Here is a 26,584-nt window from a genome sequence, read left to right as displayed (position 1 = left end):
CCTCCCGCCCGCTACCGTCGCCTCGACACACGCGCGCGGGAGGGCACTCGGCCATGGCGGAGACAGACCAGCAGGACAACGGCCGGGGCCTCTGGTACGGCGCCGCCGCGTACGGCATCTGGGGCCTGTTCCCCCTGTTCTGGCCGTTGCTGGAGCCCAGCCCCGCCGACGACATCCTGGCCAACCGGATGGTCTGGTCGCTGGTCGCGGTGCTCCTGATGCTGATAGCCCAGCGGCACTGGGGCTGGATACGCCCGCTGCTGCGCCAGCCCCGCCGGCTCGCCATGCTGGCCGGGGCGGCCACCGTGATCTCGGTCAACTGGGCCGTCTACATCTGGGCCGTCAACGCCGGGCACGTGGTCGAGACCAGCCTCGGCTACTTCATCAACCCCCTGGTCACCATCGCCTTCGGCGTCCTGGTGCTCAAGGAACGGCTGCGCCGGGTGCAGTGGACGGCGGTCGGCATCGGTGCCGCCGCCGTCGCGGTGCTCACCGTCGCGTACGGGCAGCCGCCCTGGATCGCCCTCACCCTGGCGCTCTCCTTCGCCACCTACGGCCTGCTGAAGAAGCAGGTCGGGCTGAGCGGACTGGAGAGCCTGGCGGCCGAGAGCGCCTTCATGTTCCCGTTCGCCCTCGGCTACCTGGTCTACCTCCAGGTCGGCGGGCGCGGCACCTTCGGGCACACGGTGGCCGGCTCGTACGGCTGGGGGCACTCCGGGCTGCTGATGCTCAGCGGCGTGATCACCGCGATCCCGCTGCTGTTCTTCGGCGCGGCCGCCGTCCGGGTGCCGCTGACCGTGCTCGGGCTGCTCCAGTACCTGGCGCCGGTGTTCCAGTTCCTGATCGGCGTCGCGGTGTTCCACGAGTCCATGCCGCCCGCCCGCTGGGCCGGCTTCGGCCTGGTCTGGGTCGCGCTCGCGCTGCTCACCTGGGACGCGCTGCGCCAGGTCAGGGCCGACCGCGCGGCCCGGGCCGCGGCCGCGCCGGAGCCCGAACCCGCGCAGCCGGCCGTCACGCGCTGATGTCCCGGCCGGCGAAGCGCGCCCAGGCCGCCGAGCCGAACACGGCGACGTAGGCGGCCTGGAGGCCGAGGTCCTTCAGCACGCCGTCCCAGTACATCGGAGCCCGTAGCAGGTCCGCGAAGCTCAGCCAGTAGTGGGAGAACAGGAACGGCCTGACCGCGTCCAGTTGTGGGAACACGTCCAGGATCTGGACGGTGACCACCAGGACGACGGTGGCGGCCATCGCCGCGATGCCGCTGCCGGTGAGCGTCGAGACGAACAGTCCGATCGCCACCAGCCCGGCCAGCGAGACCGCGACCACCAGGGCGACCAGCAGCGCGCGCAGCAGCGCGTCGCCGAGACCGATGGTGTCCCCGGAGAGCAGCGTCACCTCGCCGAGCGGGAAGAGCGCGGCGCCCGCGGCCAGCGCCGACACCGCGACCGCCGCCGTGGCGGCCAGGCAGAACACCAGCCCGGCGGTGAACTTGGCGGCCAGCAGCCTGGTCCGCCCGGCCGGGGCGACCAGCAGGTAGCGCAGCGTCCCGGTGGCTGCCTCGCCCGCCACCGAGTCCCCGGCGACCACGCCGACCGTCATCGGCAGGAAGACCGGCAGGGTCACCGCCAGGGACGTGAAGACCAGGAAGAGCCCGTTCTGCGTGGTCTGCGCGATGAAGCTCGGACCGCCGCCCTCGTGCGGGCTGTCCGTGTTGAGCTTGACCACCACCCCGATCAGGACCGGCAGCACCGCCAGGATGCCCAGCAGCACCATGGTGCGCATCCGCCGGAAGGTCAGGTGCAGCTCGTTCCTGAACAGCGCCAGGAACCCGGCCACCGTCTGCGGCCGCCGCCCGGTGCGGATCGGCAGCGCCTCAGCCCGCGACATCGAAGCCCTCCCCGGTCAGCGCCACGAAGGCGTCCTCCAACGTGCCCCGCTCCAGCCCGAAGCCGTGCACCCGCACCCCGGCCCCGACCAGCGCCGCGCACAGCCTGGGCAGCGCCTCCTCGTCGAGCACACCGGGCTCGCCGTCCACCCGGTCCTCGCCGGGCACCAGGGCGGTGACCCGGTGGGCCGCCAGCACCTCGGCGGCCCGCGCCACGTCCGGGGTGCGGACCACCAGCCGGCCCTGCGCCCGGGCGGCCAGCTCGGCGACGGTGCCCTGCACCACCAGCCGGCCCCGGGACATCACCGCGGCGTGGGTGCAGACGTGCTCGATCTCGTCCAGCAGGTGCGAGGAGAGGAACACCGTGGTGCCCTCCGCCGCGACCTCCCTGACCAGCGCCCGGATCTCCCGCATGCCCTGCGGGTCCAGCCCGTTGGTCGGCTCGTCCAGCACCAGCAGCTCGCGCGGCTGGAGCAGCGCGGAGGCCAGGCCCAGGCGCTGCTTCATGCCCAGCGAGTACGCGCGGGCCTTCTTGTCCGCCGCCGCGCCCAGGCCGACCCGCTCCAGCGCGGCGCCGACCCGCTGCCGGCGGGTGCGCGGGTCGGCGGTCGGGTCGGCGGCGTCGAAGCGCACCAGGTTGTCCCGCCCGGAGAGGAAGCCGTACAGAGCCGGGCCCTCGATCAGCGCGCCCACCCGGGGCAGCACGGTGGCGACGGACTGCGGCATCGACTCGCCGAGGACGGTGGCCACGCCCGAGGTGGGGGCGATCAGGCCCATCAGCATCCGGATGGTGGTGGTCTTGCCGGAGCCGTTGGGGCCCAGGAAGCCGAAGACGGAGCCGCGCGGCACGGCCAGGTCCAGGCCGTCCACGGCGAGCTGGCCGCCGCGGAAGCGCTTGGTCAGGCCGCGGGTCCGGATGACGTCGTCGGCGCGGGAGCCGGACGGGCCGGCGGTACCGGCGGCAGCGGCGGCACCAGTGGCACCGGCAGTACCGGCCGCACCGGTTGTCGCAGAAGAGGAGGAAGCGGAGGAGAGGGAGGCGGATGGAACGGGAACGGGGGCCGGGCGCGGCTCGGCGCCCGTACCCCCGGCCGACTCCGTAACGTCCCCCGTTACGGGAGCCTTGGCCATCCGTCAGTTCACCCCGGCGGCGTGCTGGAGGACCGGCAGGGTCACCGCGCCGGCGAAGACCCGGCCGTCGTCGGTGAGCAGGACGTTGAGCACCTTGGTGCTGACCAGCGTGCCGCCGTCGACCGGCTTGCCGAACGACTTCGCCATCGCCTGCGGGTTCAGCGACCGTGCCGCACCGTCCCCGCCGTGGCCGCCGCCGTCGCCCTGCGGCGCGCCGCCGGCCGTGCCGGGCGGCTGGGTGGCGACGATCGCCGTCCAGCCCTCACCGATCACGTTCACGCCCTCGTGCCCCTGGGCGCCCCGGTGCTCCCCGGCTCCGTCCGGCGCGCCCTGGGGCGCCCCGTCCGTCTTCTCCTCCGTCACCTTGGCGCCCTTGGGGACGGTGAAGTCGAAGGTCTTGGCGTCCGGCCTGGCGAAGGACACCTTGGTGAAGCGGACGTTCAGCACGGTGCTGCCGTCCACCGACTTCACCGCCACCGCCAGCGGCACCCCGTTGGCGGCGGCCACCGAGATCCTGACCTCGGCCAGGGTCGAACCGGACTGGGTGGGCTTCACGCTCAGCTGGTAGGCGTCCTGCCCGGCCACCTTGGCCGTCCCGGCGACGGTGACCGAGGTGGTGCCGGCGCTCCCGGTCAGGAACTGCCTGGCGGCCTCCTGCGGGCTGGTCGGCAGCTCGGACAGCGGCGCCCCCGCGGGCCGCTCGCCGGCGGCCAGGCCGGCCGTGTGCACCGCGGTGTTGGACGAGCTCTCCCAGGCCCAGGCCTGGTCGCCGTTGTGGACCAGGGTGTAGCCGGACATGTCCTCCAGGACGTCCACCCGCTGGCGCTCCGGACCGTCCACCGCGATCCGCACCGTCTGGTCCCCGCCGAGCAGACCGAGCAGCTTGGACTTCGGGTCCGCGGAGGAGCCCTGGCCGCCGTGGCCGCCGGCCGCCCCGCCGAGGCCGCCGGCCGCGCCCAGCAGCTGGGTGGGCAGGCCGAGGTCGGTGCTGATCGAGACCGTCCCTGACAGTGCCTGGGTCTCGGAGCCGAGCACCTTGGCGACCACCTGCTCCGCGGTCAGCGCCGGAAGGTCGGGCGGGCCGTCCGCGGCCAGCGCCGGCACCAGTCCCACTCCCGCGGCGATCGCCGCGGCCACCGCCACCGGCACCCCGGCGCGCACCAGGACGCGTCGCCGGGAGCCGTACGGCAGGCCGCCGTCCAGATCGTCCCCCGCCGCCTTTTCGTTGGTCATGGCGTCCTCAACTCCTCTGGGTACCCGTCAGATTGGCCCTGCCCTTCCATTAGAAGCCGCCGCGCCGACGCCGTCATCGCCCTGTGGGGGCAGATCGGGGTGGCCTTCTTGGGTACGCCGACCCTGAGACGGCATCAGGGTTGCTCCGACCCGGGTACCACCCCTGGCGTATCGTCGCGCCATGGACGGAACCGCCGTGGACGCCAGCACCCCGCCGACCGCGAACGCGATGCGCCGCGCCCTGCGCCGCGCCCGGGACGGCGTCGCCCTCGACGTCACCGAGGCAGCCGTGCTGCTCCAGGCCAGAGGCGAGGACCTGCTGGACCTCTGTGCGGGCGCCGCCCGGGTCCGGGACGCCGGCCTCGAAGCGGCCGGCCGCCCCGGGGTCATCACCTACTCCAAGAGCGTCTTCGTCCCGCTCACCCGGCTCTGCCGCGACAAGTGCCACTACTGCACCTTCGCCACCGTCCCCGGCAGGCTGCGCCGGGAGGGCCACGGGATGTACATGTCCCCGGACGAGGTGCTGGAGGTGGCCAGGCGCGGGGCCGAACTCGGCTGCAAGGAAGCCCTGATCACACTCGGCGACAAGCCCGAGGACCGCTGGCCCGAGGCCCGCGAGTGGCTGGACGCGCACGGCTACGACGACACCATCGCCTACGTGCGCGCCATGTCGATCCGCATCCTGGAGGAGACCGGCCTGCTGCCGCACCTCAACCCCGGGGTGCTGAGCTGGACCGACTTCCAGCGGCTCAAGCCCGTCTCCGCCTCGATGGGCATGATGCTGGAGACCACCGCCACCCGGCTGTGGAGCGAGCCCGGCGGCCCGCACTTCGGCTCCCCGGACAAGGAGCCGGCCGTCCGGCTGCGGGTGCTGGAGGACGCCGGGCGCAGCTCCGTCCCCTTCACCAGCGGCCTGCTGATCGGCATCGGCGAGACGTACCGGGAGCGCGCCGAGTCGCTGTTCGCGCTGCGCCGGGTCTCCCGTGCCTACCACGGCATCCAGGAGCTGATCCTGCAGAACTTCCGGGCCAAGCCGGACACCGCGATGCGCGGCATGCCGGACGCCGAGCTGGACGAGCTGGTCGCCACCGTCGCGGTGGCCCGGCACCTGATGGGCCCGGCCGCCTGCCTCCAGGCGCCGCCGAACCTGGTCGACGGCGAGTACGAGCGGCTGATCGCGGCCGGCGTCGACGACTGGGGCGGGGTCTCCCCGCTCACCCCCGACCACGTCAACCCCGAGCGCCCCTGGCCGCAGATCGAGCGGCTGGCCGAGCGCTCGGCGGCGGCCGGCTTCGAGCTGCGCGAGCGCCTCGCCGTCTACCCCGAGTACGTGCGCCGCGGCGAGCCCTGGCTGGACCCGCGGGTGCTGCCGCACGTGCGCGCCCTGGCCGACCCGGCCACCGGACTGGCGGACCCGGACGCGCCGGTCCGCGGCCTGCCCTGGCAGGAGCCCGAGGACCTGCCGGAGTCGTACGGGCGCACCGACCTGCACGCCACCATCGACACCGCGGGCCGCACCGGCGACCGCAGGGCCGACTTCGAGGACGTGTACGGCGACTGGGAGGTGCTGCGCGAGCAGGTGCTCGCCGAGGGCGCCCCTGAGCGCCTCACCGGGGACCTCAGGGAGGCCCTCGCGGTGGCCGCGGACGACCCGGTGAAGCTGACCGACGACCAGGCGCTGGCCCTGTTCCACGCCGACGGCCCGGCCCTGGACGCCCTCTGCCGGATCGCCGACGACGTGCGCAGGGACGCCGTCGGCGACGACGTCACCTACTGCGTCACCAGGAACATCAACTTCACCAACGTCTGCTACACCGGCTGCCGCTTCTGCGCCTTCGCCCAGCGCCGCACCGACGCGGACGCCTACACCCTCTCCCTGGACCAGGTCGCCGACCGGGCCGCCCAGGCCTGGGAGGTGGGCGCCACCGAGGTCTGCATGCAGGGCGGCATCCACCCGGACCTGCCCGGCGCCGCCTACTTCGACATCGCCCGCGCGGTGAAGGAGCGGGTGCCCGGCATCCACGTGCACGCCTTCTCGCCGATGGAGGTGGTCAACGGCGCGACCCGCACCGGGCTCTCGATCAGGGACTGGCTCCAGCGGGCCAAGGAGTCGGGCCTGGACACCATCCCCGGCACCGCCGCCGAGATCCTGGACGACGAGGTCCGCTGGGTGCTCACCAAGGGCAAGCTGCCGGCCGCCACCTGGGTCGAGGTGGTCACCACCGCGCACGAGCTGGGCATCCGTTCCTCGTCCACGATGATGTACGGGCACGTGGACACCCCGAAGCACTGGCTGGGCCACCTGCGGCTGCTCGCCGGGATCCAGCAACGGACGGGCGGCTTCACCGAGTTCGTGACCCTGCCGTTCATCCACACCAACGCGCCGGTCTACCTGGCCGGCATCGCCCGTCCCGGACCGAGCGCCAGGGACAACCGCGCCGTGATCGCGATGGCCCGGCTGCTGCTGCACCCGCACATCCCCAACATCCAGACCAGCTGGGTCAAGCTGGGCGCCGAGGGCGCGGCCGAGATGCTCCGCTCCGGCGCCAACGACCTGGGCGGCACGCTGATGGAGGAGACCATCTCCCGGATGGCCGGCTCGGCGTACGGGAGTTACAAGTCGGTGCGCGACCTCCAGGCCATCGCCGAGGCGGCGGGCCGTCCGCACCGTCAGCGCACCACCACCTACGGCGAGGTGCCGGCCGAGCGGCGGGCCGCGGCACTGGCCTCGGACGGGCACCTGCCGGAGCTGCTGCCGGTGCTGGACTGACCGCGCCGGACCGACCGTGCGGACCGGCTGTGCCGGACCGGCCGGGCCGGGCCTGGCCGCCGCCCGCGCGGCGGCCGGGCCGGGGGCACCGGAGTTCGAGGGATGCCGTCGATCCGCAAGGGGCGTCGAAGTACAGTGCGAGGGCGCGCGGCCGGCCGAGCGTCGCGCGGCCCCCACACCCGACGAAAGGCGCCCCGTCGTGATGCCACTGTGGTCACGCGCCCAGCAGCAGGACTACCGCAGCCGGGTGCGGGGCTGTCTGCTCGGCGGTGCCATCGGCGACGCGCTCGGTGCGGGCGTCGAGTTCGAGTCGCTGGAGAAGATCCGGGACCGGCACGGCCCGCAGGGCGTCACCGGCTACGTCCCCGCGTACGGGCGCGCCGGCGCCGTCACCGACGACACCCAGCTCAGCCTCTTCACCGTCGACGGACTGATCCGCGCCCACATCCGGCGCGACACCGGCAGCTGGCACCCGCCCACCGACCTGCACCTGGCCTACCTCCGCTGGGCCGCCACCCAGCGCGACTGGGGCCCGGACGAGCGCCGCCCCGACCTCGGCTGGCTCGGCCGTGAGGAGTGGCTGTACGCCCAGCGCGCCCCCGGCCAGGGCTGCCTGTCCGGCCTCACCGGGGCCGACGCCGAGCGGCTCGGCACCCTGGAGCTGCCGAAGAACCCGCACTCCAAGGGCTGCGGCACGGTGGTGCGGGCGGCGCCCTTCGGGCTGCTCACCACCTGGGAGCCGAGCCTGGTGTTCCAGCTCGCGGTGGAGTGCTCGGTGCTCACCCACGGCCACCCCACCGGCTACCTGGCGGCGGGCGCGTTCGCGGTGATCGTCCAGTCCGTGGCCCGCGGCGGCACCCTGGAGGAGGGCGTCCACCTCGCGCTCGCCCTGCTCTCCGAGCGCCCCGCGCATGAGGAGACCACCGCCGCGCTGCGGGCCGCCCTGGACGCGGTGCGGGCCGGCGAGCCCTCCGCGGAGCGGGTCGAGGCGCTGGGGGAGGGCTGGGTGGCCGAGGAGGCGCTGGCGATCGCGGTCTACTGCGCCCTGGTCGCGCACGACGTGCGCTCGGGCCTGCTGCTCGCGGTCAACCACTCGGGGGACAGCGACGCCACCGGCGCGATCTGCGGCAACCTGCTCGGGGTGCTGCACGGGGACACCGCCCTGCCGCCCGGTCTGCTGGCCGGGCTCGAAGGGCGCGGGGCGATCCTCGAACTCGCCGACGACTTCGTGATGGAGCTGGTGCACGGGGCCGAACTGCACGACCGGCAGACCCCGGAGGGCGTCAACTGGACCGCCCGCTACCCGGTGGCGGGCTGAGAACCGCCCCCGACACGGAAGTTGCCCGGAGCACCGCCCGCCGCCTGAAGGCGACGGACACCGCTACGGGCAACTGGTCCGAGTACGGAACCGCGTGGGCCGGTCAGCCCGGGAGGCCGCCGAAGGCGCCGCCCGCCGCCGACGAGGCGAAGGCGTTCCAGGCCTCGGCGGAGAAGCGCAGCTGCGGGCCCCGGGGGTCCTTGGAGTCCCGGACCGCCACCTCCCCCGAGCCGGGGACGGCGATCTCCACGCAGGCGCCCTGGCCTCCGCTGTGACTGCTCTTGCGCCAGGGGGTTCCGTACTCGGACGGGGTGATCATTCGTGGAATTCCTTCTCGATGTCGGCTATCAGCGACCGGCTCTCCGCGACGCCGAGGGCGGCCGCTCTCAGGTAGTCGTACAGACCGGTATAGCGGCGCACGTCCGCCTCCTTCTCCAGGTAGAGATCGCTCGTCACACCTTCGAAGTAGACAACCGTGGAATCGGCTGACTCGGGGAACTCCAGCAGCGAGAATGTCCCGGTCATGCCGGGGTGGGCGCCGTGCGAGAACGGGATCACCTGGATGGTGATGTTCGAACGCTGGCTGAGGTCCAGCATCTGCCGCAGCTGCGCCGCCATCACCGCCTTGCTGCCGACCTCACGGCGCAGCACCGCCTCGTCTATGACGGTCCACAGGCTGCCCAGCTGGTTCTCGCCGTGGATGCGCTCCTGGCGCTTCATCCGGACCTGCACCCGGCGCTGCACGGCGACCGCGTCGGTGTCCGGCTGGGTGCCCTCGACCACGGCCTCGGCGTAGTGCTCGGTCTGCAGCAGACCGGGGACGAAGGAGGACTCGTACGCGCGGATCGAGGAGGCCTCGGCCTCCAGTCCGATGTAGACGCTGTACGGGGTCGGCATGTCGTTGAAGTCGTGCCACCAGCCGCGCTGGCGCGACTCCTTGGCCATCTCCATCAGGCTGGCGCGCAACTGGTCGTCGGGCACGTTGTACACGTCGCAGAGGTCCCGCACGTCGCGCTGGCTGATGCTGCGGCGGCCGTTCTCCAGCCGGCTGATCTTCGACTGGGAGACCATCAGGCGGCCGGCGACCTCCTCCGCCGTCATGCCCAGGCCCTCGCGGAGCTTGCGCAGCTCCGAACCGAGGCGCCGGCGGCGAACGGTGGGATTGACGTTGGCGGACACTTCGACCTCCGGCCGGACCTCTGGTGCTCGTTGGAACGGCGACCCTCGGAACACTTCGGACATAGGGACCAACCCCCCTGACTTGGAGCAGCATGTCACCTTGGGCCAGGTCGGCGTCGGGGAATCACGGCAGCGCGATAGGACAGATCATCGGAATAGCACTTCCGCGAGACAGCGAAAGCCCCCAGGTGGTAATGCGGCTCGGCGACTCGGACAGGTGCTGCGGTGGGTGCCCCCGGACCGGCTCGTACGCGCCCCCGGCACGTACGGGGGAGGGTCGCTGCCGGGGGTCCGCCGTCAGCGTCCGGGGACGGCTGAGGGGCGGTCGCCGGGCGACTCGCGTCGCGGGGCGACCGCCCCTCGGTGCTGCTGGTGGCGCCGGTTGCTTCCGGTGCCGCGGGTGGTGCCGGTAGTGCGTCCGGTGCGTCCGGTGCCCGTCGTGCTCCTGGCGCCGGTGGCACCGGTCGTACGCCGGGCCGCTCAGCGCCGTCGGACGGCGTGAACGGGGCGGCGGGCGCCGTCGGGTGCGCGGCCGGTGGCGTCGGGCGCCGTGGCGGCTGCCCGCCGGGCCCCGCGGACCGCTCCGGTCAGCGGGCGCCGACCCGGGAGGCGGAGACCCGCCCGCCCGAACCCCGGCCCGCCGTACGGGCGCCGGGACGGCCGGCGGCGGCCCCGGAACCTTGGGAAGAACGGTTCTGCTGCGCGGGCAGGCCGTTCTGCACGTCCATCACGGCGTGCGCGACCATCCCGCCCAGCGGGTCGTACCGGATCAGGTCGCGCAGCCGCGACCGCGAGGACCGGCCCTCGTTGCCCGGGTACAGGTGCTTGCCCAGTCCGACCGAGTGGGCGAGCGCCGCCAGCGCCGCCGTCCGCGGGTCCGGCGGGACACCGGTGCGGATCGCGGTGTCCAGACGCTGTTTGATCGCGGCGTTGGTGCAGTCGTCGGACGCCTGGTACCGGATCGTCGGCAGCACCCCGCACACCTGGCCCGGCACGGCCGTGACCATGCCGCAGCGCTCCAGGTGCGCCAGATAGGTCTGCCGCAGCCCCAGCCGGGGCCCGCCGATCCAGTGCGCCGCGCGGACCGGACTGCCGCGTCGGCGCAGCAGTTCCAGTGCGTGGTCGAGGGTCGGGTCGCCGGTCGGCCGTGCGAGCACGACGGCGATCCGGTCTCCCTCCGGTACGATCCGTCCGGCCAGGGACAGCTCGACGAGCTGGGCCCCGGCGAGTCCGAGGTCGAGGGTCTGCGGCTGCGCCGTGGTACCCGTGGTCGGGTCCAAAGCGAGCAGCAAGAGTTCCTCGGGAACAGTTCTGCGGCTCTTGCCCATCCAAGCCTCCCCGCGTGGATGAGAGACAGGGTGACGCCTCTCACACGGGCTTGTCGAGTACGCCTCCGAATCGTGACCTTGCGGTGAAGGCGCGGAACCGGCGGCGCGGGGCCCTGCGTCTGACCGGTGGACAGACCGTGGAGCGGCCGGGCGACGACAATACGCGCCGGTCGGGCGGGGTGTGCGCGGCCGGATCGGCCTCCGGTGGCGGAGACTGTACAGGTACACGGGCGGGGCGTCGGCTTCCCGAAATCGGGTTCGCCGGTGCCCCGCGGGGCGTTGAGGAGGCTGGGATACGTGGGCGAGTCCCCCGACAGGGTGCTGAGGGACGGCGACGAGCGGCAGCGGGACCGCGAGCGCGAACGGAGCGGTGCGGCGGCCGGTGCCGCCGGTCCCGCCGAGGGCGGTTCCGGCCCGGATGCTGACGGTGCGTCAGTCGCGGCCGACGCCGGGGCGAGCGCCGGGACCTCCTCGGACACCGCTTCGGACAGCCCTGCGGAGGCCTCCGGCGAGACGCCCGCGGAGGCGTCCGCCGACACCCCCGCGGCGGGGGCCAAGGGCGGCTCGACCGTACAGCTCCGCGTCCGGGATGTGGACAGCAGGACGACGATGCTGCGGCTGCCGGTGGACAACAGGACCACCGCGCTGCGGCTGCCCGAGGAGCTGGTGAAGGCTGCCGGCAAGGGGAGTTCCGAAGGTGGGGACGAGCAGGCGGGGGCCGCGGCGGAAGCCGAGGAGGTGAAGGAGCCCGCCGGGCGTCCGGTCGGCGCCGACCCGCGTCTCGCCATCCGGACGGCCGTCGCGGTGGCGGACAAGGCGGCGGACCAGGCGGCGGAGAAGGTCGCGGAGAAGGCGGCCGAGCCGTCCGAGGAGACCGACGCCGAGGGCACCTCCGGGCCCGGAGCCGAGTCGGCCGAGAAGGCGGCCGACGAGACCGGTGAGACCGGGAAGGCCGAGGACGCCGAGCGCTCCGAGGAATCCGAGGACGCTCCCGCGACCGGCGCCTTGACCCTCGCGCTGACCAAGACCGGGCAGCCTGGTCAGCCGTCGGGTCAGGCCGAGAAGCTGGAGAAGCCCGCGCCGCCGCGCGCCTCCGCCGCCCCCGCGGCCGGCACCGTCCCCCCGGCCGGCACCGTGCCCGAGCCGAAGCCCGAGCCACGTCCGGATCCCAGGCCCGTCCCCGAGCCCGAGCCCACCCCGGGCCCGGCGCCGCTGCCGAGGCCGACCCCCGAGCCCGCTCCCGTGCCGGCCCCGAAGCCGCTGCCGGAGCCCGATCCGCGCCCGGTGCCGCCGGTCCCGCCGCTGCCGGCGCCCGAGCCGATGCCGTCGCCGGAGAACACCGCCGAGGCGATGGAGGTCCTGGCCTCCCTCAATGCCCGCCCGGTTTCGCCGCTGCGGCGCGCCCTCAAGCGGGTGACCATCTGGACGGTCTTCCTCGCCGTGGTGCTCGGCGCGCTCGCGGTGGCCCAGCTGCTGCGCCCGCTGCCGGATCCCAAGCTGAAGACGACCACCGCGGGCAGCTACACCTTCTCCGGCGACCAGCTCGACCTCGCCTGGCCGGCCAAGGGCCAGTCCGCCGCCGAGGTGGTCGGCGTCGGCAGCCTCGGCAGCTCGGGCCCGGAGACGCCGGCCTCGATCGCCAGCGTCACCAAGGTGATGAACGCCTACCTGATCCTCCAGAAGTACCCCCTGAAGAAGGGGGAGAGCGGCCCGAAGATCACCGTCGACAAGCAGGCCGCGCAGGAGTCCGGCAACGTCGACGAGTCCAAGGTGACGCTCACCGAGGGCCAGGTGCTCACCGAGTACCAGGCACTGGAACTGCTGATGCTGCCCTCGGCCAACAACGTGGCCCGGCTGCTCGCCCGCTTCCACTCCGGCTCCGAGGCCGAGTTCGTCAAGGCGATGAACGACACCGCGACCAAGTTCGGCATGAGCAACACCATCTACGCTGACCCGGCGGGCTTCAACGCGGACACCAAGTCCACCGCCAAGGACCAGCTGAAGCTGGCCGAGCAGGTCATGCAGGACGAGATCTTCCGGCAGATCGTCTCCACCCCGGAGACCAACTTCAACAACGCGAAGATCCCCAACACCAACAACCTGATCAACCCGAAGACCGGCGTCATCGGCGTCAAGACCGGCTCCAGCACTCCGGCCGGCGGCTGCCTGATGTGGGCCGCGTACAAGGAGATCGGCGGCGTGCGGCGGCTGATCCTCGGCGTCACCCTGGGCCAGCAGGCCACCTCGCCCAACCCGGGCGACGGCATCCTGCCGACCGTGCTGAAGGTCAGCGGCAAGCAGATCCAGGCCGCGCAGAACGGCCTGACCGGCCAGACCGTGGTGAAGAAGGGCGACGTCGTCGGCTCGGTGGAGGACGGGCTCGGCGGCAAGGTCGCGCTCGTCGCGACCAAGGACCTGGTGGTGGCGGGCTTCCCCGGCATCTCCGGCACCGTCACCCTGGACGCCTCGAAGATCGGCCACACCGAGCAGGCCGGCAAGGAGGTCGGCGTGCTGCGGGTGGGCGCGGGCGAGGACCGGGTGGAGGTGCCGGTGGCACTCCAGTCCGGCCTGACCCCGCCGTCCATCCAGTCCCGGCTGCTGCGCACGCTGTGAGGCGCTGAGCCGGGGCGCCGAGGCGACGTACAGAGCGGAAAGGAGAAGGGGAGCCGGTCCCGTACCGGCTCCCCTTCTCCGTGTCCCCGAGGCGCTGTGTCCCCGGGTAGCTGTGTTACCGGGTTGCCGTGTCCCCGGGCCGCTGTGCCCCCGCGTTCCCCGCGTTCCCCGGGTTCTCCGTGCCCCCGGGGCCTACGTGTCCCGGTCGAGCAGGGCGAGGGTGAGCCCGCCGAGCGGCGTCACCCGGTCCGGGGCGCCGTACCGGGTGCGGAGCACCTGCGCCTGGTCCGTCGGCATCTCGCCCAGCGGGTCCGTGGTGTCGCCGAGGACCAGCAGCCAGATCCGGGACACCTCGCCCAGGCAGTCCGCCGGCTGCGGGCAGGGCTCCGGCGAGAGGTCCTCGGCGTCGTCGGCGCTCCGCGCGACGAAGACCGGGTACGGCCGGACGTCCGGCGGCAGGTAGTAGCTGACGCCCGGCCAGGCCATCGCCCAGGACTGGTCGCCCAGCGGGGGCGCCATCCCGTCCCCGGAGCGGTAGTCGGCGGAGATCTCCAGGGCCGCCGCCCTGAACGGCTCCTCCGAGCCGTTGTGCGAGCCCGTGTACCGCACCGCGGGCTGCTTCGGCAGGGCCTCCACGGCCGGCAGGGCGAGCAGGGCGACGGTCAGCAGCCCGGCCACCGCGACGCTCCGCCGGGGTGCCCGGTCCGGTCGGGCCAGGGCCTTCACCGCGCCGTACAGCGCCCCGGCCCCGCCGCCCGCCAGCACCGCCCAGGCGGGCACCGTGAACAGCAGGTACCGTCCGAGGAAGTACGAGGTGTCGCCCAGCCGCGACACCAGCCAGACGCCCACCACCGGCAGCTCCGCGAGCAGCAGCAGCTGCCAGGCCTGGAGCCGCCGGCCGGGCAGCGCCAGCGCCAGCAGCGCCAGCAGGGCGAACGCGTAGAAGACCGGACCCGAGCCGAACAGGCGCTCGCCGAAGTAGCCGAGGCCGCGCAGGGAGGGGGTCGGTATCCAGCCCAGCTGCCGGTCCGACTGCCGGCTGCCCAGCAGCACCACGGGCAGCACCGGCAGCGCCGACACCGCGACCGCCACCGGGAACCGCCACAGCAGCCGCCGGTCGGCCTCGGGACGGGTGCGCCACAGGTGCAGTCCCAGCAGCGCCGCCTGCCCGGCGACCGTGCTGAAGGAGACCAGGTGCCCCGCCCCGGCCAGTGCCATCGCCACGCAGTACGGCGCCCAGCGCCGCCAGGTCGGCCGCTCCAGCGCCCGCAGCAGGAAGTACGAGGCCGCCGCGATCGCGCACGTCACCAGCGCGTAGGAGCGCGCCTCCTGGGCGTACCTGGAGATCTCCGGGGGCACCGCGAGCAGCAGCCCGGCCCCGACCGCCGCCACCCGGCTGCCGAACAGCCGCTGGGCGGTGAGCGCCACGAACGCCGCGGCCCCCGCCATCGCCAGCACGGAGGGTATTCGCAGGGCGACCGTCGAGTCGCCGAACACCGTCGTCCAGGCGTGCATCAGCAGGTAGTACACGCCGTTGCTGGCGTCGATGTGCTGGAGCAGCCGCAGCAGGTCACCCAGCGAGCGGGTGGCCACCGTCCAGGTCGCGATCTCGTCCCGCCACAGGTCCGGCGTCCCCAGCCGGTACCCGCCCACCACCGTCATGACGACCGCGGGCCACACCCACACCTGCCCCAACAGCCGGCCCACCGGGCGCACAGCAGGTCTCATCGGGTCCTTCGTCTCCTTGAACGCGGTGTGCCGGGGGCGGATCCCACCCTGCCCGGCAGGCTACTTGACCCGCCCTGACACCTCGTCGGCCACCCGCTTCCCATCCGTCCCCCGAGCCCCACCCCCGATCCGGTACGCTGTGAGCGGCCCGGTGCACCCCGGGCCGCGCCTCAGTAGCTCAGGGGATAGAGCACGGCTCTCCTAAAGCCGGTGTCGCAGGTTCGAATCCTGCCTGGGGCACAACGAAGACACAGGTCACAGGCCTCCTGCCGATACCGGCGGGAGGCCTGAGGCGCTTCCCGGCCCCGCCCGTCCGGCCGGCCCCGGGTGTTCTCCCCGGCGTTCGCGGGCCGATGCCGGGAGGTGGCCGGATATTCCGTGGGGTGCGAACCGTCCGGGGGGTAGGCTCCGGGCAAGGGTTTTTGAACGAGTTCAGGAATTGGGGGGCCGGTGTACCGTCACCGTGTCATGATCTCCGCCGCCGTCGTCGCGGCAGTCGTCGGCTTCGTACCCGCCACGGCGCAGGCGGCGGGCCCGTCGGCCGGTCCCGGCCGGGCCGCGAGCGCCACCGCGCCGGCCGCCGGGGCTGCCGGAGCCGCCGCAGGGAAGGCCGCCGCCGAGCAGGACGCCGCTGCGAAGGCCGCTGCCGAGAAGGCCGCGAAGGACGCCGCGGCGAAGGACATCGCGGCCAAGGACGCGAAGAACGCCGAGGCCGCCAGGGCCAGGGCCGGAGCGAAGGCCGCGGCGGCGGCGCCGGGTGCGACGGCCGGGTCCGGCGCACCGGCGGCCGCGCAGCCGTACTTCGAGGTCTCGACCGGCATGTCCAACTCGAACGCGCACGGCGTCGGGATGGCGGCCGGCGTCAGCACCGACGTGACCCAGGGCGTCATCAGCTACGACGTCGACTGGGGCGACGGCACCACCTCCACGGAGATCGGCCTCCTCAAGGAGGTCGTGTTCTTCGACCACACGTACGCCGAGGTCGGCTCCCACAAGATCACGGTCACCGCGACGGAGCTGCTCAACAAGCTGACCGCCAACACCGTCCGCGACGTGGTCGTGGACGGCTCCGAGTTCACCCCGCACTCGCCCACCCGGCTGCTGGACACCCGGGACGGCACCGGGGCCGCGGCCGCCGGGGCCGTCGCCCCGTACGCCACGACCCGGGTGAGGATCGCGGGCAACGGCGACATCCCGGCGGGGGTGACGGCGGTGGCCCTGAACATCACCGCCACCAACACCACGGTGGACGGGCACGTCATCGCGTTCGCCTCCGGCACGAAGCAGCCGACCACCTCGAACGTGAACTTCGTGGCCGGGCAGACCGTGCCGACCCTGGCGATCGTGCCGGTCGGCGAGGACGGGTACGTCGAGCTGGCCAACCGCAGCGGCGGCCCGGTGGACCTGATCGCCGACGTGACGGGCTACTTCACCAAGTCCGCGGCGAGCGGGTACACCTCGGTGAAGCCGTCCCGGATCGCCGACACCCGTGACGGCCTGGGCGCGCCGAAGGGGCAGGCCGCCGGCCAGACCACCTTCGGCGTGCAGGTCGCCGGCCGGGGCGGGCTGCCGGCCCAGGGCGTCACGGCCGTGGCGCTCAACGTCACGGTCACCGACCCGAAGGGCCCCGGCCACCTGACCGTGTTCCCGAGCGGCGAGCTGCCGTCGGCCACGTCCAACCTGAACTTCGCCACGGGGCAGACGGTCGCCAACGCGGTGATCGTGCCGGTCGGCCCCGACGGCCGGATCACCCTCCGCAACGGCGCCTGGGCCGGAACCGACGTGATCGTGGACGTCACCGGCTACTACGGCGCCGACGGCAAGGCCGCCTACCTGCCGGAGGAGCCCCGGCGGATGTACGACTCCCGGCCCTGGTCGCCGCTCTCCGGCCAGAACTACCACCGCGCGACGGTGTGGACGTCCGGCCGGGCGCTCGAAGCCCTCGTCCTGAACACGACGGTGACCAACCCGCAGGGCAGCGGCCACCTCGCGGTCGCTCCGGAGCCGGTCGACCTGGGCGGCGCCAAGCCGACCCCGCCTGACTCCTCCGTCCTGAACTGGACGAAGGGCGCCACCGTCTCCAACCTGGTCCAGGCCGACATCAAGAACGTGGAGGCCGTCGACATCTGGAACCGGGGCTGGGAGCCGACCGACCTGATCGTCGACCTGGTCGGCGTGTACGACAGGTACTGACGCCGCGTCGGCACCGCGCGCCGGCCGTCCGTCCCTCCGGGGGCGGGCGGCCGGCGCCGGTCCCGGGCACGTCCGCCGCCTCCCCCGCGACCGGCGTCGGGGCCGGCCTACCTCTCCGGGAGGAGACGGCGGTGAGCGGCCCTCCGCCTGCGGAATGATCATGAAGCAGACCGTGAGCTGATGTCCCGTGGCCACCCCGGCTTCTAGGCTCGACGAGACCCCGCCGGAGCATCGTGCCTGGTCAGGGTGGACGAGCCGGGGAACCATGACGACGTACCGATACACCGTGGCCGAGCTGCGCGGCCAGCTGCGCCAGCTGCTCCTGAGCGGCGCCGCGATCGCGCTGGGAGTGGCCTTCCTGATCGCCTCCGTCAGCGGCAGCGGGGCGCTGGTGGACTCCTACAGCCAGACCGCGGCCGCCGAGGTCGGCCCCGGCGACATCCAGGTGACCGGGTCCGCCGGGGCGGGCGGGCTGGACGCGGCCACCGCGGAGCGGGTGCGGCGGACCGCCGGGGTGGCCGCGGTGGCCCCCAGGCTGACCGGCAAGGGCGGCGTGCTGACCGCCGACGGGCGGCCGCTCGACCGGACCGCCGCGGTCAGCGCCGTCGCCGAGGACCCGGCGCTGCGCTGGCAGCTGCTCAAGGACGGCCGCTGGCCCGCCGGCCCCGGCGAGGTGCTGCTCGACACCGGAACCGCGCAGCGGCTCGACGCCGCCGTGGGCGCCGAGGTGCACCTGACCAGGGCCGACGGCACCGCCGCCACCGCCCGGCTGGTCGGCACCCTGGACGAACGGGGCGCCCCGAGCCTCGCCGGAGTCCCGATCGTCGGCGTCCCGGCGAACGCGGTCGCCGGGTACGCGACCGGTGTGACCGTCGACCGGCTCGACGTCAGGGCCGCCCCGGGCGCCTCCGGAGCACGGACCGTCGACGCCCTGCGGGACGCCCTCGGCACCGGCGTCGAGGTGCACACCCGCGAGGCCTCCGTCCGCGAGGCGACCCGGCAGAGCGGCACCATGTACGGCGTGGTGCTGATCGCCGCCCTCTCCTTCGTGCTGATCGCGCTCGCGGTGGCGCGGATGGTGGTCGGCAACACCTTCACGGTGGTGCTGGCCCAGCGGACCCGTCAGCTCGCCCTGCTGCGCTGCGTCGGCGCCGACCGGCAGCAGCTGCGCCGGCTGATCCGCCGCCAGGGCCTGCTGCTCGGCCTGGGCGCCTCCACGGCCGGTGTGCTGCTCGGGGTCGCGCTCTGCGCGCTCGGCACCGCCGTGGTCGGCGCGCTCGACCTCGGTCCCGTGCACCTGTCGCTGCTGCCCGCCCCGCTGACCTGTCTGCTGTCCGGGCTGTTCGGCGTGCTGCTCACCCTGCTGGCCGTCCGCGGCCCGGCGAAGGCCGCCGCGGCCGTGCCGCCGGTCGCCGCGCTCGGCGGTGCGCCCGCACCGGCCGACGGGGCGGCCAGGGTACGGGCCGCCGTGTGGACCTCCGTGCTGCTGGTCGGGGGGACGGCACTGCTGGTGGCCGGGGCGCTGGCCCCGCCGCCGCTGTCGCTGCTCGGCGTCACCGTCGGTGCCATCGCGAGCTTCTTCGGGGTGCTGCGGCTCTCCCACCGGGTGCTGCCCGCGGTCGTCGCCGTGCTCGGCCGGCCCGCCCGGCGGCTCGGCGGCACGGCAGGACGGCTCGCCACCCAGCAGCTGCGGCTCAACCCCGGTCGCACCGGGGCCACCGGCTCGGCGCTGCTGCTCGGCGTGACCGTGATGGTCGGCGCCGTCACCGCGCTGGACGTCACCTCGCAGTCGCTGGTCCCCGCGATGTCCGGGCGCCAGCCCGGGGTCTTCTCGGCAACCACCACCGGCGGCACCGCCCTGCCCGCCGGGGCTTTCGGCGCGCTCGCCGCCGAGCACGGGCTGACCGTCACCCCGGTCCGCTCGGCCACCGTCGACCTCGACGGCCGGTCCACCGTGGTCGCCGCCGCCGACCCCGCCCTGCTCAACTCCTCGGTGGACGACGTGGACCGGGCCCGCTCGCTGGCCGACGGCGCCGCACTCAGCGGGCTCGGCGAGACCGGGACGCGCCGGGCCGGCGGTGTCGAGTTGCGACTCCAACCCGGCCGCAGCAGCCTGCCGTTCACCCTCCAGGGCGGGGCCACCCTGCTGGTCACGCCCGCGACCCTGGACCGGCTCGCCCCCGGCGCGCCCGTCACCACGGCCTGGATCAGCCCGGCCGCGGGCGGGGACCGGCCGACCGCCCGCCGCGCCCTGGACCGCGCCCTCGCCGACCACCCGCAGGTGACCGTCACCGACACGGCCGCCCAGGCGGACACCCTGGGGTCCCTGCTGGACCGGCTGAAGACCGTCAGCATGGCCCTGCTGTCCTTCTCCGTCGCCATCGCCGGCCTCGGCGTCGCGGCCACCCTGATGCTCAGCATCAGCGAGCGCTCCCGCGAGATCGGCATGCTGCGGGCGATCGGGATGTCGCGCGAGCAGCTGCGCCGGATGCTCACCCTGGAGGCGCTGCTGCTCTCGCTGGCCGGTGGCCTGGTCGGCACCGGACTGGGCATCGGCTACGGCTGGGCGGCCGCCCGTTCGGTCACCTCGGTGGTGGGGACGGTCGGCGGCCCGCCGGTGCTGCCGGTGCTGGGTGCCCTGGTCCTGACCGTCCTGGTCGGCCTCGCCGCCGCGGTCCTCCCGGCCCGCCGGGTCGGGAGGATGACCGCGGTGGCCGCGATGCGGGCCTCCTGACCCGGATGCCCACCGGCGGGCATCCGGGAGTCGGGAGCCGGCGGCGGGGTGCCGGGTGCCGGGCGCTCAGGCCACGGTGAACCGCGCCCGGGGCGCGGCCGGCCGCCCACGAGGGCGAGGTCGGCGAGGAGGGTCTCGCGCTCGCGGGTGCCGCGCAGGAAGACCGGGTCGAGGCCGACGACGACGAGCTCGCGCCGGTCCTCGCCCGTCTCGGCGATCAGCCGGCCGTCCGGGCCCCAGACCGCGCTGCCGCCGCAGGTGTGCCGACCGCCGGTGCGGCCGATGTGGTTGGCGAGCACCGTGGGGAGGGTGCTGTCGAGAGCGCGGGCCGGGAACCAGGTGCGGGACTCGTGGTGGCCGTGCCCCACGCTGAACAGGGCACCGACCAGGTAGGCGTGGCAGCCGTCGAGTGCGGCGGCCCTGGCGTGCTCGGGAAAGCCGGAGTCGTAGCAGACGCCGAGACCGAGCCGCCAGCCGTCCGGCTCCAGGGTGCAGCCGGCCGACCCGGGGCCGAAGCGGTCGCGCTCGGACCTGAACAGGTGCTGCTTGTCGTAGCGGGTGACGAAGCCGCCGTCCGGGCCCAGGACCAGGGCGGAGATGCGCAGGTCGCAGCGGACGCTCGGGGTAGCCGGTGGGCACGGTGGAGGAGGTGGAGGTCTCGGGCATGGCGGTCACGCCGGCGCGGGGGCCTGCCGGGGTCGGCGTGGTGACTCGGCGTCAGCGGACGGGCTCGTCCGGCCGGTCGGCGGGACCGCCCAGCAGGTCCTCGGCCCCGGCGCCGCCCGGTGCGTCCTCCGCGAGCGGTGCGGCGGTGCGCGCGGACCGGCCGCCCGACACGAGGACCCGCTGTACCCGGGGCCTGGTGCGCCAGTTGACCCGCCGTACGTCCCGGGCCAGGGCGCCGGGGCGCCACAGCTGGATCACGGCGGTCACGGCACCCAGCACGATCCCGGCGGCCAGCCAGCCGGCCAGCACGTCGCTGGGCCAGTGCACCCCGAGCGCGACCCGGGTCCAGCCGATGGTCAGCACCGTGGCCGCCGCCACCACGCAGGCGGCGGTCCGGCCGCGCCGGTGGACCCGGTACCAGAGCAGGCCGACCAGGACGGCGCAGGTGATCGCGGAGGCCATGGCGTGCCCGGAGGGGAAGGCCGGGCCGCCGGCGTGCGAGACCGGATCGGAGAAGGAGGGGCGGCCGCGGTCGAAGGACAGCTTCAGGGCCCACAGGGCGCCCCAGCCGACCAGGGTCTGGGCGGCCACCCAGCCGGCCAGCACCCGTGCGCCGATCAGCCAGAGCCACCCGGCCGCGATCCCGAGGAGCGCACGCATCGTGACGGTTCCGCCGATGTCCGAGAGCGTCTGCACCGAGGCGGTCCAGATCCGGTGGTCCCGGGCGTAGATGTGCAGTTCGCCGATCCACTCCTGGTCGAAGCGCTCCAGCGGGCGCCACTGGCCCGTGACCAGAGCCGCCAGGAGGCCGAACAGCGCGGCACAGCCCAGCGCGAGCGCGGCGTCCCGAAGGAGACTGCGATGACGCGCAGTGACGGAGGTCGTGCTGTTGGTCAGGTGCATGGCTGACACCTTCCCAGTGTCCCGTGCCGAGCAAGAGCCGGAGCGATAGCGATTCGGCATCGTTTGTGCGGAGGACCTGCGTGCGTCGGGGTGTGGGCGTGGACGGAGGCGGGGCGTGAGCGTGAACGGAAGGGGGCGCGCCCGGGGAACGTGTGCGACCGTTCGCGGGTTCAACGGATGGGCGGCGGGCGCGTGTGGGTCGAGTGGAGAAATCACTCCCGGAACGGCCCCCGGCGATACCGAGCGTGTCCGATCGGTCACCCAGTGTCCAAGGGCGGGGAGAAAATCGGCAGCATACTGCATCGCCGGGAAGAATCTGAGCGACTTGGGAATGTTGTCCGGAATCTGTTCGTTGGATCGTTACGTGTGAGGCCCCAGGGGCCCGCACATCTTGCCCTCACGAGGCAGGCAGGCAGACCTCGGCAATACCAGCAAAGGGAGCAAGCATGGCCACCCGTGCCGTCGTTCGCGACAGGGCCGACCGGAGTCGCGCGGCCCGCCCGACCAACCTTGAGGCCGACCGCGACCTGGTCGGCATGTACCTCGACGAGATCGCCAGGACGCCCCTGCTCGATGCCGCCGAGGAGGTCGAGCTCTCGCTGCGGATCGAGGCCGGGGTGTACGCCCAGCACCTGCTGGAGGAGGACGAACTCCCCGCCGGGATCACGCGCGAGGAGCTGGAGGCGATAGCCGCCGACGCGGAGCGCGCCAAGGACGTCTTCATCCGTTCCAACCTCCGGCTCGTGGTCGCCGTCGCCCGGCGCTACCCGCGCAGCGGCCTCCCCCTGCTGGACCTCATCCAGGAGGGCAACGCGGGCCTGGTGCGCGCGGTCGAGAAGTTCGACTACGCCAAGGGCTTCAAGTTCTCCACGTACGCGACGTGGTGGATCCGGCAGGCGATCACCCGGTCCATCGCCGACCAGTCCCGCACCATCCGGCTGCCCGTTCACCTGGTGGAGGAGCTGGGGCGGATCCGGCGGGTGCAGCGGGAGAAGTCCAAGGAGCTGGGCCGCGAGGCCGAGCCGGCCGAGATCGCGGCCGAGCTGGACACCACCGAGGCCCGGATCAAGGACGTGCTGGACTGGGCGCGCGACCCGGTCAGCCTCAACATGTCGGTGGACGACGAGGGCGAGACCCAGTTCGGCGACCTCGTCGAGGACACCGGGGCCACGTCCCCCGAGGACGCCGTGATGGTCATGCTCCGCCGCGAGGAACTGGACGACCTGATCGGCCGGCTGGACGACCGCACGGCCTCGATCATCCGCTCCCGCTACGGGATGGAGGACGGCCGCGAGCGCACCCTCACCGAGGTGGGCAAGCAGCACGGCCTCACCCGTGAGCGGATCCGCCAGATCGAGAAGCACGCCCTGGCCGAGCTGAAGAAGATCGCCGACCACGCGGGCTTCGAAGCCGCCTGACGGACCTGTCGGCCGCCCGACAGACCTGCCGGCCTGACGGCCGAGCCCTCACCGGGCCCTGGCGCGGAGTTCCGCACCGGGGCCCGAGGCGTGCCGCGGGGCTCTTAGGCTGGAGGGGAGGGACGGACAAACGGAGTGGACAGCGTGAGCGAGCAGGGGCAGGAAGAGCACCGGGGCCAGGGCCAGGGCCAGGGCCAGGACCGGGACGAGGACCAGGTGCGGGAGCACGGCCGGGAGCCGCGGGAGACCGCCGTCGCCAAGGCCCGGCTGGTCTTCCGGGACCCGTTGGACCAGCAGTCCGCGGACGACACCGACGCCGGCTGGGGCGACCGCCCCGGGGCCGGGGAGAGCGGTGGGCGGGGGCTGGACTGGTACCTGAGCCAGCGCCCGCCGCACCACGGCGGGTGAGGGATCGGGGACAGGGGGATCGGTGCCGGGGGAACCGGTGACGGGGGCGAGCGGAGCCTGCCGGTCAGCGCAGCGGTGACGCCAGCGCGTCGCGGATCTCGGTCAGCAGTTGGACCTCCTTGGCCTCGGCCTCCAACGCCTTCTCGGCATCGGACTTGCGGTGGGCCGCCAGCCTGTTCATGGGCACGATCAGGACGAAGTAGACGACGGCCGCGACGATCAGGAACTGGAGCGCGGCGCTGAGCACCGAGCCCCACAGGATGAGGATTCCGGACGTGACCTCACCGGTCGTGCTCACCTCGCAGGGCCCCTTGAGGCAGGAACTGTAGGACGCGAGGTCCTTGGACCCGAACACGCCGACGATCGGATTGATCACGCCCTTGACGAAGGCGTTGACGATGGTGGTGAAGGCCGCGCCGATGACCACGGCCACGGCGAGTTCGACGACGTTTCCACGCAGCAGGAATTCCTTGAAGCCCTTCATGCCGCCTCGAACGACGAAGTCGATTCCTGGTCACGGGTGATCTTCCGCAGGGCCGGACTGACAACCCGTCCGGCCCAGCGCGCCGCCCGGCGGCGGCAGCCCGGCCCGCGCGGGCCCCAGCGCCAGCGCCGCCGCCACCGCGAGCAGCACCAGCACGGGCACCCCGGCCCGTCGGCGCGCCGCGCTGCGCCAGCGGTGCCACCCGCCGCACCCGCGCCGGATCGGCGGGAAGCTCGGCAGCTCCTGCCGGGGTGGCACCGTCGGCGCGGGCAGGGGGAGGGAGAAGCTCACGGTCGTCATCGACGCACCTCCGGAGTGTCGGCGAACCGGCCCCTCGCGGACCGGACGATCCACACGATGGGCGTTCCCGGCGAACTCCGTGAGCTCTTTCCCCAGGCCTGTGGAAAACCCCGCCCCTGTGGATAACTTCGTACACCCGCACGAGTGGGTCGGGCCTGTCCGAGTTGACGAGCCACCCACGGGCATGCGGAAAGGCCCGCCGTCCCCGCGTGGGAGCGGGGTCGACGGGCCTTCCGGGGTGCTGCGGGGCGTCCGGGCCGAGGAGGCCCGGTGCCGGTGTCAGCCCGCGGCCGGAGCCGGGCTGGACGAGGCCGAGGAGCCGGAGCCCGACGACGACGACGAGGGAGTGGACGGGGTGGACGACGCCGAGGGGGTCGACGACGACCCGGCACCCACCGTGCTGCTGGAGGAGGAGCGGCTGTCGGTCCGGTAGAAACCCGAACCCTTGAACACGACGCCCACGGCCGAGAAGACCTTGCGGAGCCGTCCCTGGCAGTCGGGGCACGTGGTCAGTGCCTCGTCGGTGAACTTCTGCACCGCCTCCAGGCCGTTGCCGCACTCGGTGCACTGGTACTGGTACGTGGGCACTTGTCTTCCTCCTGGCACTCTCGCCTGATGAGTGCTAACGATGGTCAATGATGCGGCATTCCGCGGGATCAGTCCAGCGACTCCGGTGTGAGATGGGCCGGGACCGGCCACGGGACCGCCGCCGGCTCAGCGCTCGGCCGCGCCCACCAGCCGTGCGGCACCGCCGTGCTCCGCCGTGGCGGCGACCCGGTCGGCAGCGGCGCCGACGGCAGTACCGGCAGCGGTGCCGGTCCCGGAGGCTCCGGTCCCCGGCGCCACCAGCAGGTGCCGCAGCGAGGCCAGCGCGATCAGCCCCAGCCCGGCCCCGGTCACCGGCACCAGGAACCCGGTCGAGGGCCCGTGCCCGTCGATCAGCTGCCCCGCAGCCATCGAGCCGACCGCGAGCCCCAGCCCGATGGCGCCGGTCAGCCAGGTGAAGGCCTCGGTCTTGGCCCCGTCCGCGACCAGCGTCTCGACCAGGGTGTAGCCGCTGATCAGGGTCGGTGCGATGGCCAGCCCGCAGACCAGCCCGGCGACGGTCAGCGAGACCAGGTCGGGCATCGCCCACAGCGCCGAGCAGCCCAGCACCAGCAGCGCGTAGCTGATCAGCATCCGTTGCTGCACCGGCCGCCGCCAGGCGATCACGCCGTACAGCACGCCGGCCAGCATCGAGCCGCCGGCGAAGATCCCGTACACCGTGCCGCCGGCGTCGTGCCGGCCGACCGAGTCGGCGAAGGCGTTCACCGACACCTGCATGCCGCCGAACACCGCGCCGACGCCGAGGAAGGCCCCGGCCAGCAGCCGGACGCCGGGGGAGGCGAGCGCCGAGGCGCGCCTGACGCCGGGCCGCGGCACGATCCGGGCCGGGGCGGTGCGCCGCTGGGCGGCGAAGGCCAGGCCGCCCACCAGGGTCAGCGAGGCCTCGGTGACCAGGGCGGTGGCCGGGTTGGCGACGGCGGCGATGCCGGAGGCCAGGATCGGGCCGATCACGAAGGTGAACTCGTCCGTCACGGACTCGAAGGCGAAGGCGGTGCTCACCCGGGCCGCCGAGGCGTCGGAGGCGCCGTCCGCGGCGAACCCGGCGACCCAGCGGGCCCGGACCATCGCGCCGATCTGCGGCACGCTCGCACCGGCCGGGACGGCGGCCAGGAACAGGCTCCAGGCCGGCGCGTGGCCGAGCGCGAGCGCGATCAGCGCGCCGACCGAGACCGCGTGCACCAGGACGGTCGGGACGAGCACCGAGGCCTGGCCGTACCGGTCGGCCAGCCGCCCGGTCTGCGGCCCGACCAGGGCCTGGGCGACGGCGGCGACCGCGGTGACCGTACCGGCGGTGCCGTACGAACCGTGGGTCTGGGTGACGAGCAGCAGGATGCCCATGCTGAGCATCGCGTAAGGCAGTCGCGCGACGAGGGCGGGGGACAGGAACGTCCAGGCCCCGGGGGTGCGCAGCAGCTCGCCGTACCCGACACGGGCGGGGGCGGGAGCTGCGGTGGTGGCCGCGGGATCCGCGGCGGTGTCGACCGTTCGGCGCGCCGTCACGGTCGGTCCTTCCTGCTGCCTGGTAGCGCGGCAGGGCATGGTGTGGCCCCGACGGCGCCGAGAGTCGTCCTCTCGCGCGTCGACCGGGGTAGATACCGGGTCGGCCCGGCGTGGTGGCCGGGGGCCGGACCGCGGCCGCCGAGCGGTCGCGCCAACTCTGCGTCAGGCAGATGCTGGGTGTGGTCTAGCG

Annotated in this window: 20 protein-coding genes, 1 tRNA gene and 1 pseudogene; 9 read left to right on the top strand and 13 right to left on the bottom strand. The window is 73.9% G+C overall.

Annotated features, from left to right (window positions below; all coding sequences use genetic code 11):
- Nucleotides 1-53: 53 nt before the first annotated feature.
- Nucleotides 54-1,022, top strand: a complete 969-nt coding sequence (rarD, locus tag ACZ7C5_RS33810) for an EamA family transporter RarD (protein WP_401091630.1) — start codon at nucleotides 54-56, stop codon at nucleotides 1,020-1,022.
- On the opposite strand, the gene ACZ7C5_RS33805 is transcribed toward rarD, so the two are convergent.
- Genes ACZ7C5_RS33805 through ACZ7C5_RS33795 form a run of 3 tightly spaced genes read right to left on the bottom strand, consistent with a single transcriptional unit; the run spans nucleotide 1,012 to nucleotide 4,246 of the window.
- Nucleotides 1,012-1,884 (bottom strand): ABC transporter permease, encoded by an 873-nt coding sequence (locus ACZ7C5_RS33805; protein WP_401091628.1) that lies wholly within the window; start codon nucleotides 1,882-1,884, stop codon nucleotides 1,012-1,014. The genes rarD and ACZ7C5_RS33805 overlap by 11 nt on opposite strands.
- A complete protein-coding gene (locus ACZ7C5_RS33800) occupies nucleotides 1,871-3,013 on the bottom strand; it encodes an ABC transporter ATP-binding protein (protein ID WP_470324160.1) in 1,143 nt (380 codons plus the stop codon). Before ACZ7C5_RS33800 ends, ACZ7C5_RS33805 begins: the two co-directional genes overlap by 14 nt.
- 3 nt (nucleotides 3,014-3,016) lie before the next feature.
- Nucleotides 3,017-4,246 carry a LolA family protein gene (locus ACZ7C5_RS33795; protein ID WP_470324159.1) on the bottom strand — a complete coding sequence of 410 codons (1,230 nt, stop codon included), beginning with the start codon at nucleotides 4,244-4,246 and terminating at the stop codon, nucleotides 3,017-3,019.
- Nucleotides 4,247-4,427: 181 nt separating this feature from the next.
- Here ACZ7C5_RS33795 and ACZ7C5_RS33790 point away from each other — a divergent pair, with 181 nt between their 5' ends.
- Nucleotides 4,428-7,016, top strand: a complete 2,589-nt coding sequence (locus tag ACZ7C5_RS33790; protein ID WP_470324158.1) for a bifunctional FO biosynthesis protein CofGH — start codon at nucleotides 4,428-4,430, stop codon at nucleotides 7,014-7,016.
- Nucleotides 7,017-7,218: 202 nt separating this feature from the next.
- Nucleotides 7,219-8,334 (top strand): ADP-ribosylglycohydrolase family protein, encoded by a 1,116-nt coding sequence (locus tag ACZ7C5_RS33785; protein WP_401091620.1) that lies wholly within the window; start codon nucleotides 7,219-7,221, stop codon nucleotides 8,332-8,334.
- Nucleotides 8,335-8,437: 103 nt separating this feature from the next.
- Here the strand turns inward: ACZ7C5_RS33785 and ACZ7C5_RS33780 are convergent, their stop codons facing one another.
- The 3 genes from ACZ7C5_RS33780 to ACZ7C5_RS33770 all read right to left on the bottom strand — a co-directional run bounded on the left by ACZ7C5_RS33780 (nucleotide 8,438) and on the right by ACZ7C5_RS33770 (nucleotide 10,841).
- Complete coding sequence (locus tag ACZ7C5_RS33780; protein WP_188300396.1) at nucleotides 8,438-8,653, bottom strand: DUF397 domain-containing protein; 216 nt, start codon at nucleotides 8,651-8,653, stop codon at nucleotides 8,438-8,440.
- Nucleotides 8,650-9,513, bottom strand: coding sequence for a helix-turn-helix domain-containing protein (locus ACZ7C5_RS33775; protein WP_188300397.1), 864 nt, complete (start codon nucleotides 9,511-9,513; stop codon nucleotides 8,650-8,652). The genes ACZ7C5_RS33780 and ACZ7C5_RS33775 overlap by 4 nt, the downstream gene beginning before the upstream one ends.
- A 587-nt stretch (nucleotides 9,514-10,100) precedes the next feature.
- The gene (locus ACZ7C5_RS33770; RefSeq protein ID WP_401091616.1) at nucleotides 10,101-10,841 is read right to left on the bottom strand and encodes a GOLPH3/VPS74 family protein; all 741 of its coding nucleotides are present in this window, start codon (nucleotides 10,839-10,841) and stop codon (nucleotides 10,101-10,103) included.
- Nucleotides 10,842-11,138: 297 nt separating this feature from the next.
- Between ACZ7C5_RS33770 and ACZ7C5_RS33765 the strand changes: the two genes are divergently transcribed.
- Nucleotides 11,139-13,454 carry a hypothetical protein gene (locus tag ACZ7C5_RS33765; RefSeq protein ID WP_470324157.1) on the top strand — a complete coding sequence of 772 codons (2,316 nt, stop codon included), beginning with the start codon at nucleotides 11,139-11,141 and terminating at the stop codon, nucleotides 13,452-13,454.
- A gap of 192 nt (nucleotides 13,455-13,646) precedes the next feature.
- Here the strand turns inward: ACZ7C5_RS33765 and ACZ7C5_RS33760 are convergent, their stop codons facing one another.
- The gene (locus tag ACZ7C5_RS33760; protein WP_470324156.1) at nucleotides 13,647-15,182 is read right to left on the bottom strand and encodes a glycosyltransferase family 39 protein; all 1,536 of its coding nucleotides are present in this window, start codon (nucleotides 15,180-15,182) and stop codon (nucleotides 13,647-13,649) included.
- 167 nt (nucleotides 15,183-15,349) lie between these two features.
- Here ACZ7C5_RS33760 and ACZ7C5_RS33755 point away from each other — a divergent pair.
- From ACZ7C5_RS33755 to ACZ7C5_RS33745, 3 genes are all read left to right on the top strand, one after another.
- A tRNA-Arg gene (locus ACZ7C5_RS33755) sits at nucleotides 15,350-15,422 on the top strand.
- A 228-nt stretch (nucleotides 15,423-15,650) separates the two neighbouring features.
- Nucleotides 15,651-17,375 (top strand): hypothetical protein, encoded by a 1,725-nt coding sequence (locus ACZ7C5_RS33750; protein WP_470324155.1) that lies wholly within the window; start codon nucleotides 15,651-15,653, stop codon nucleotides 17,373-17,375.
- A 265-nt stretch (nucleotides 17,376-17,640) separates the two neighbouring features.
- Entirely contained in the window at nucleotides 17,641-20,109 is a 2,469-nt protein-coding gene (locus tag ACZ7C5_RS33745) for an FtsX-like permease family protein (RefSeq protein ID WP_401091608.1), read from the top strand.
- 155 nt (nucleotides 20,110-20,264) lie between these two features.
- Here the strand turns inward: ACZ7C5_RS33745 and ACZ7C5_RS33740 are convergent.
- Nucleotides 20,265-20,708 (bottom strand): annotated as a pseudogene (locus ACZ7C5_RS33740) (carbon-nitrogen hydrolase family protein); the annotation flags it as partial.
- A 118-nt stretch (nucleotides 20,709-20,826) separates the two neighbouring features.
- Entirely contained in the window at nucleotides 20,827-21,678 is an 852-nt protein-coding gene (locus ACZ7C5_RS33735) for a phosphatase PAP2 family protein (protein WP_401091606.1), read from the bottom strand.
- Nucleotides 21,679-22,124: 446 nt separating this feature from the next.
- On the opposite strand from ACZ7C5_RS33735, the gene ACZ7C5_RS33730 reads away from it, so the two are divergent.
- Nucleotides 22,125-23,096, top strand: a complete 972-nt coding sequence (locus ACZ7C5_RS33730; RefSeq protein ID WP_470324154.1) for a sigma-70 family RNA polymerase sigma factor — start codon at nucleotides 22,125-22,127, stop codon at nucleotides 23,094-23,096.
- A gap of 144 nt (nucleotides 23,097-23,240) precedes the next feature.
- Complete coding sequence (locus tag ACZ7C5_RS33725; protein WP_470324153.1) at nucleotides 23,241-23,504, top strand: hypothetical protein; 264 nt, start codon at nucleotides 23,241-23,243, stop codon at nucleotides 23,502-23,504.
- A 64-nt stretch (nucleotides 23,505-23,568) separates the two neighbouring features.
- Here the strand turns inward: ACZ7C5_RS33725 and mscL are convergent, their stop codons facing one another.
- From mscL to ACZ7C5_RS33705, 4 genes are all read right to left on the bottom strand, one after another.
- The gene (gene mscL, locus ACZ7C5_RS33720; protein WP_401091600.1) at nucleotides 23,569-23,988 is read right to left on the bottom strand and encodes a large conductance mechanosensitive channel protein MscL; all 420 of its coding nucleotides are present in this window, start codon (nucleotides 23,986-23,988) and stop codon (nucleotides 23,569-23,571) included.
- Nucleotides 23,989-24,018: 30 nt separating this feature from the next.
- Nucleotides 24,019-24,288 carry a hypothetical protein gene (locus tag ACZ7C5_RS33715; protein ID WP_401091598.1) on the bottom strand — a complete coding sequence of 90 codons (270 nt, stop codon included), beginning with the start codon at nucleotides 24,286-24,288 and terminating at the stop codon, nucleotides 24,019-24,021.
- A 279-nt stretch (nucleotides 24,289-24,567) separates the two neighbouring features.
- The gene (locus ACZ7C5_RS33710) at nucleotides 24,568-24,876 is read right to left on the bottom strand and encodes an FmdB family zinc ribbon protein (protein WP_188296412.1); all 309 of its coding nucleotides are present in this window, start codon (nucleotides 24,874-24,876) and stop codon (nucleotides 24,568-24,570) included.
- A 126-nt stretch (nucleotides 24,877-25,002) separates the two neighbouring features.
- Nucleotides 25,003-26,394, bottom strand: a complete 1,392-nt coding sequence (locus ACZ7C5_RS33705; RefSeq protein WP_470324152.1) for an MFS transporter — start codon at nucleotides 26,392-26,394, stop codon at nucleotides 25,003-25,005.
- Between the last annotated feature and the right edge of the window lie 190 nt (nucleotides 26,395-26,584).

The sequence above is a fragment of the Kitasatospora sp. NPDC036993 genome, from assembly GCF_055607525.1.
The sequence above is the reverse complement of the archived record's forward strand: the minus strand, read 5'-3'. Positions and strand labels throughout refer to the sequence as shown.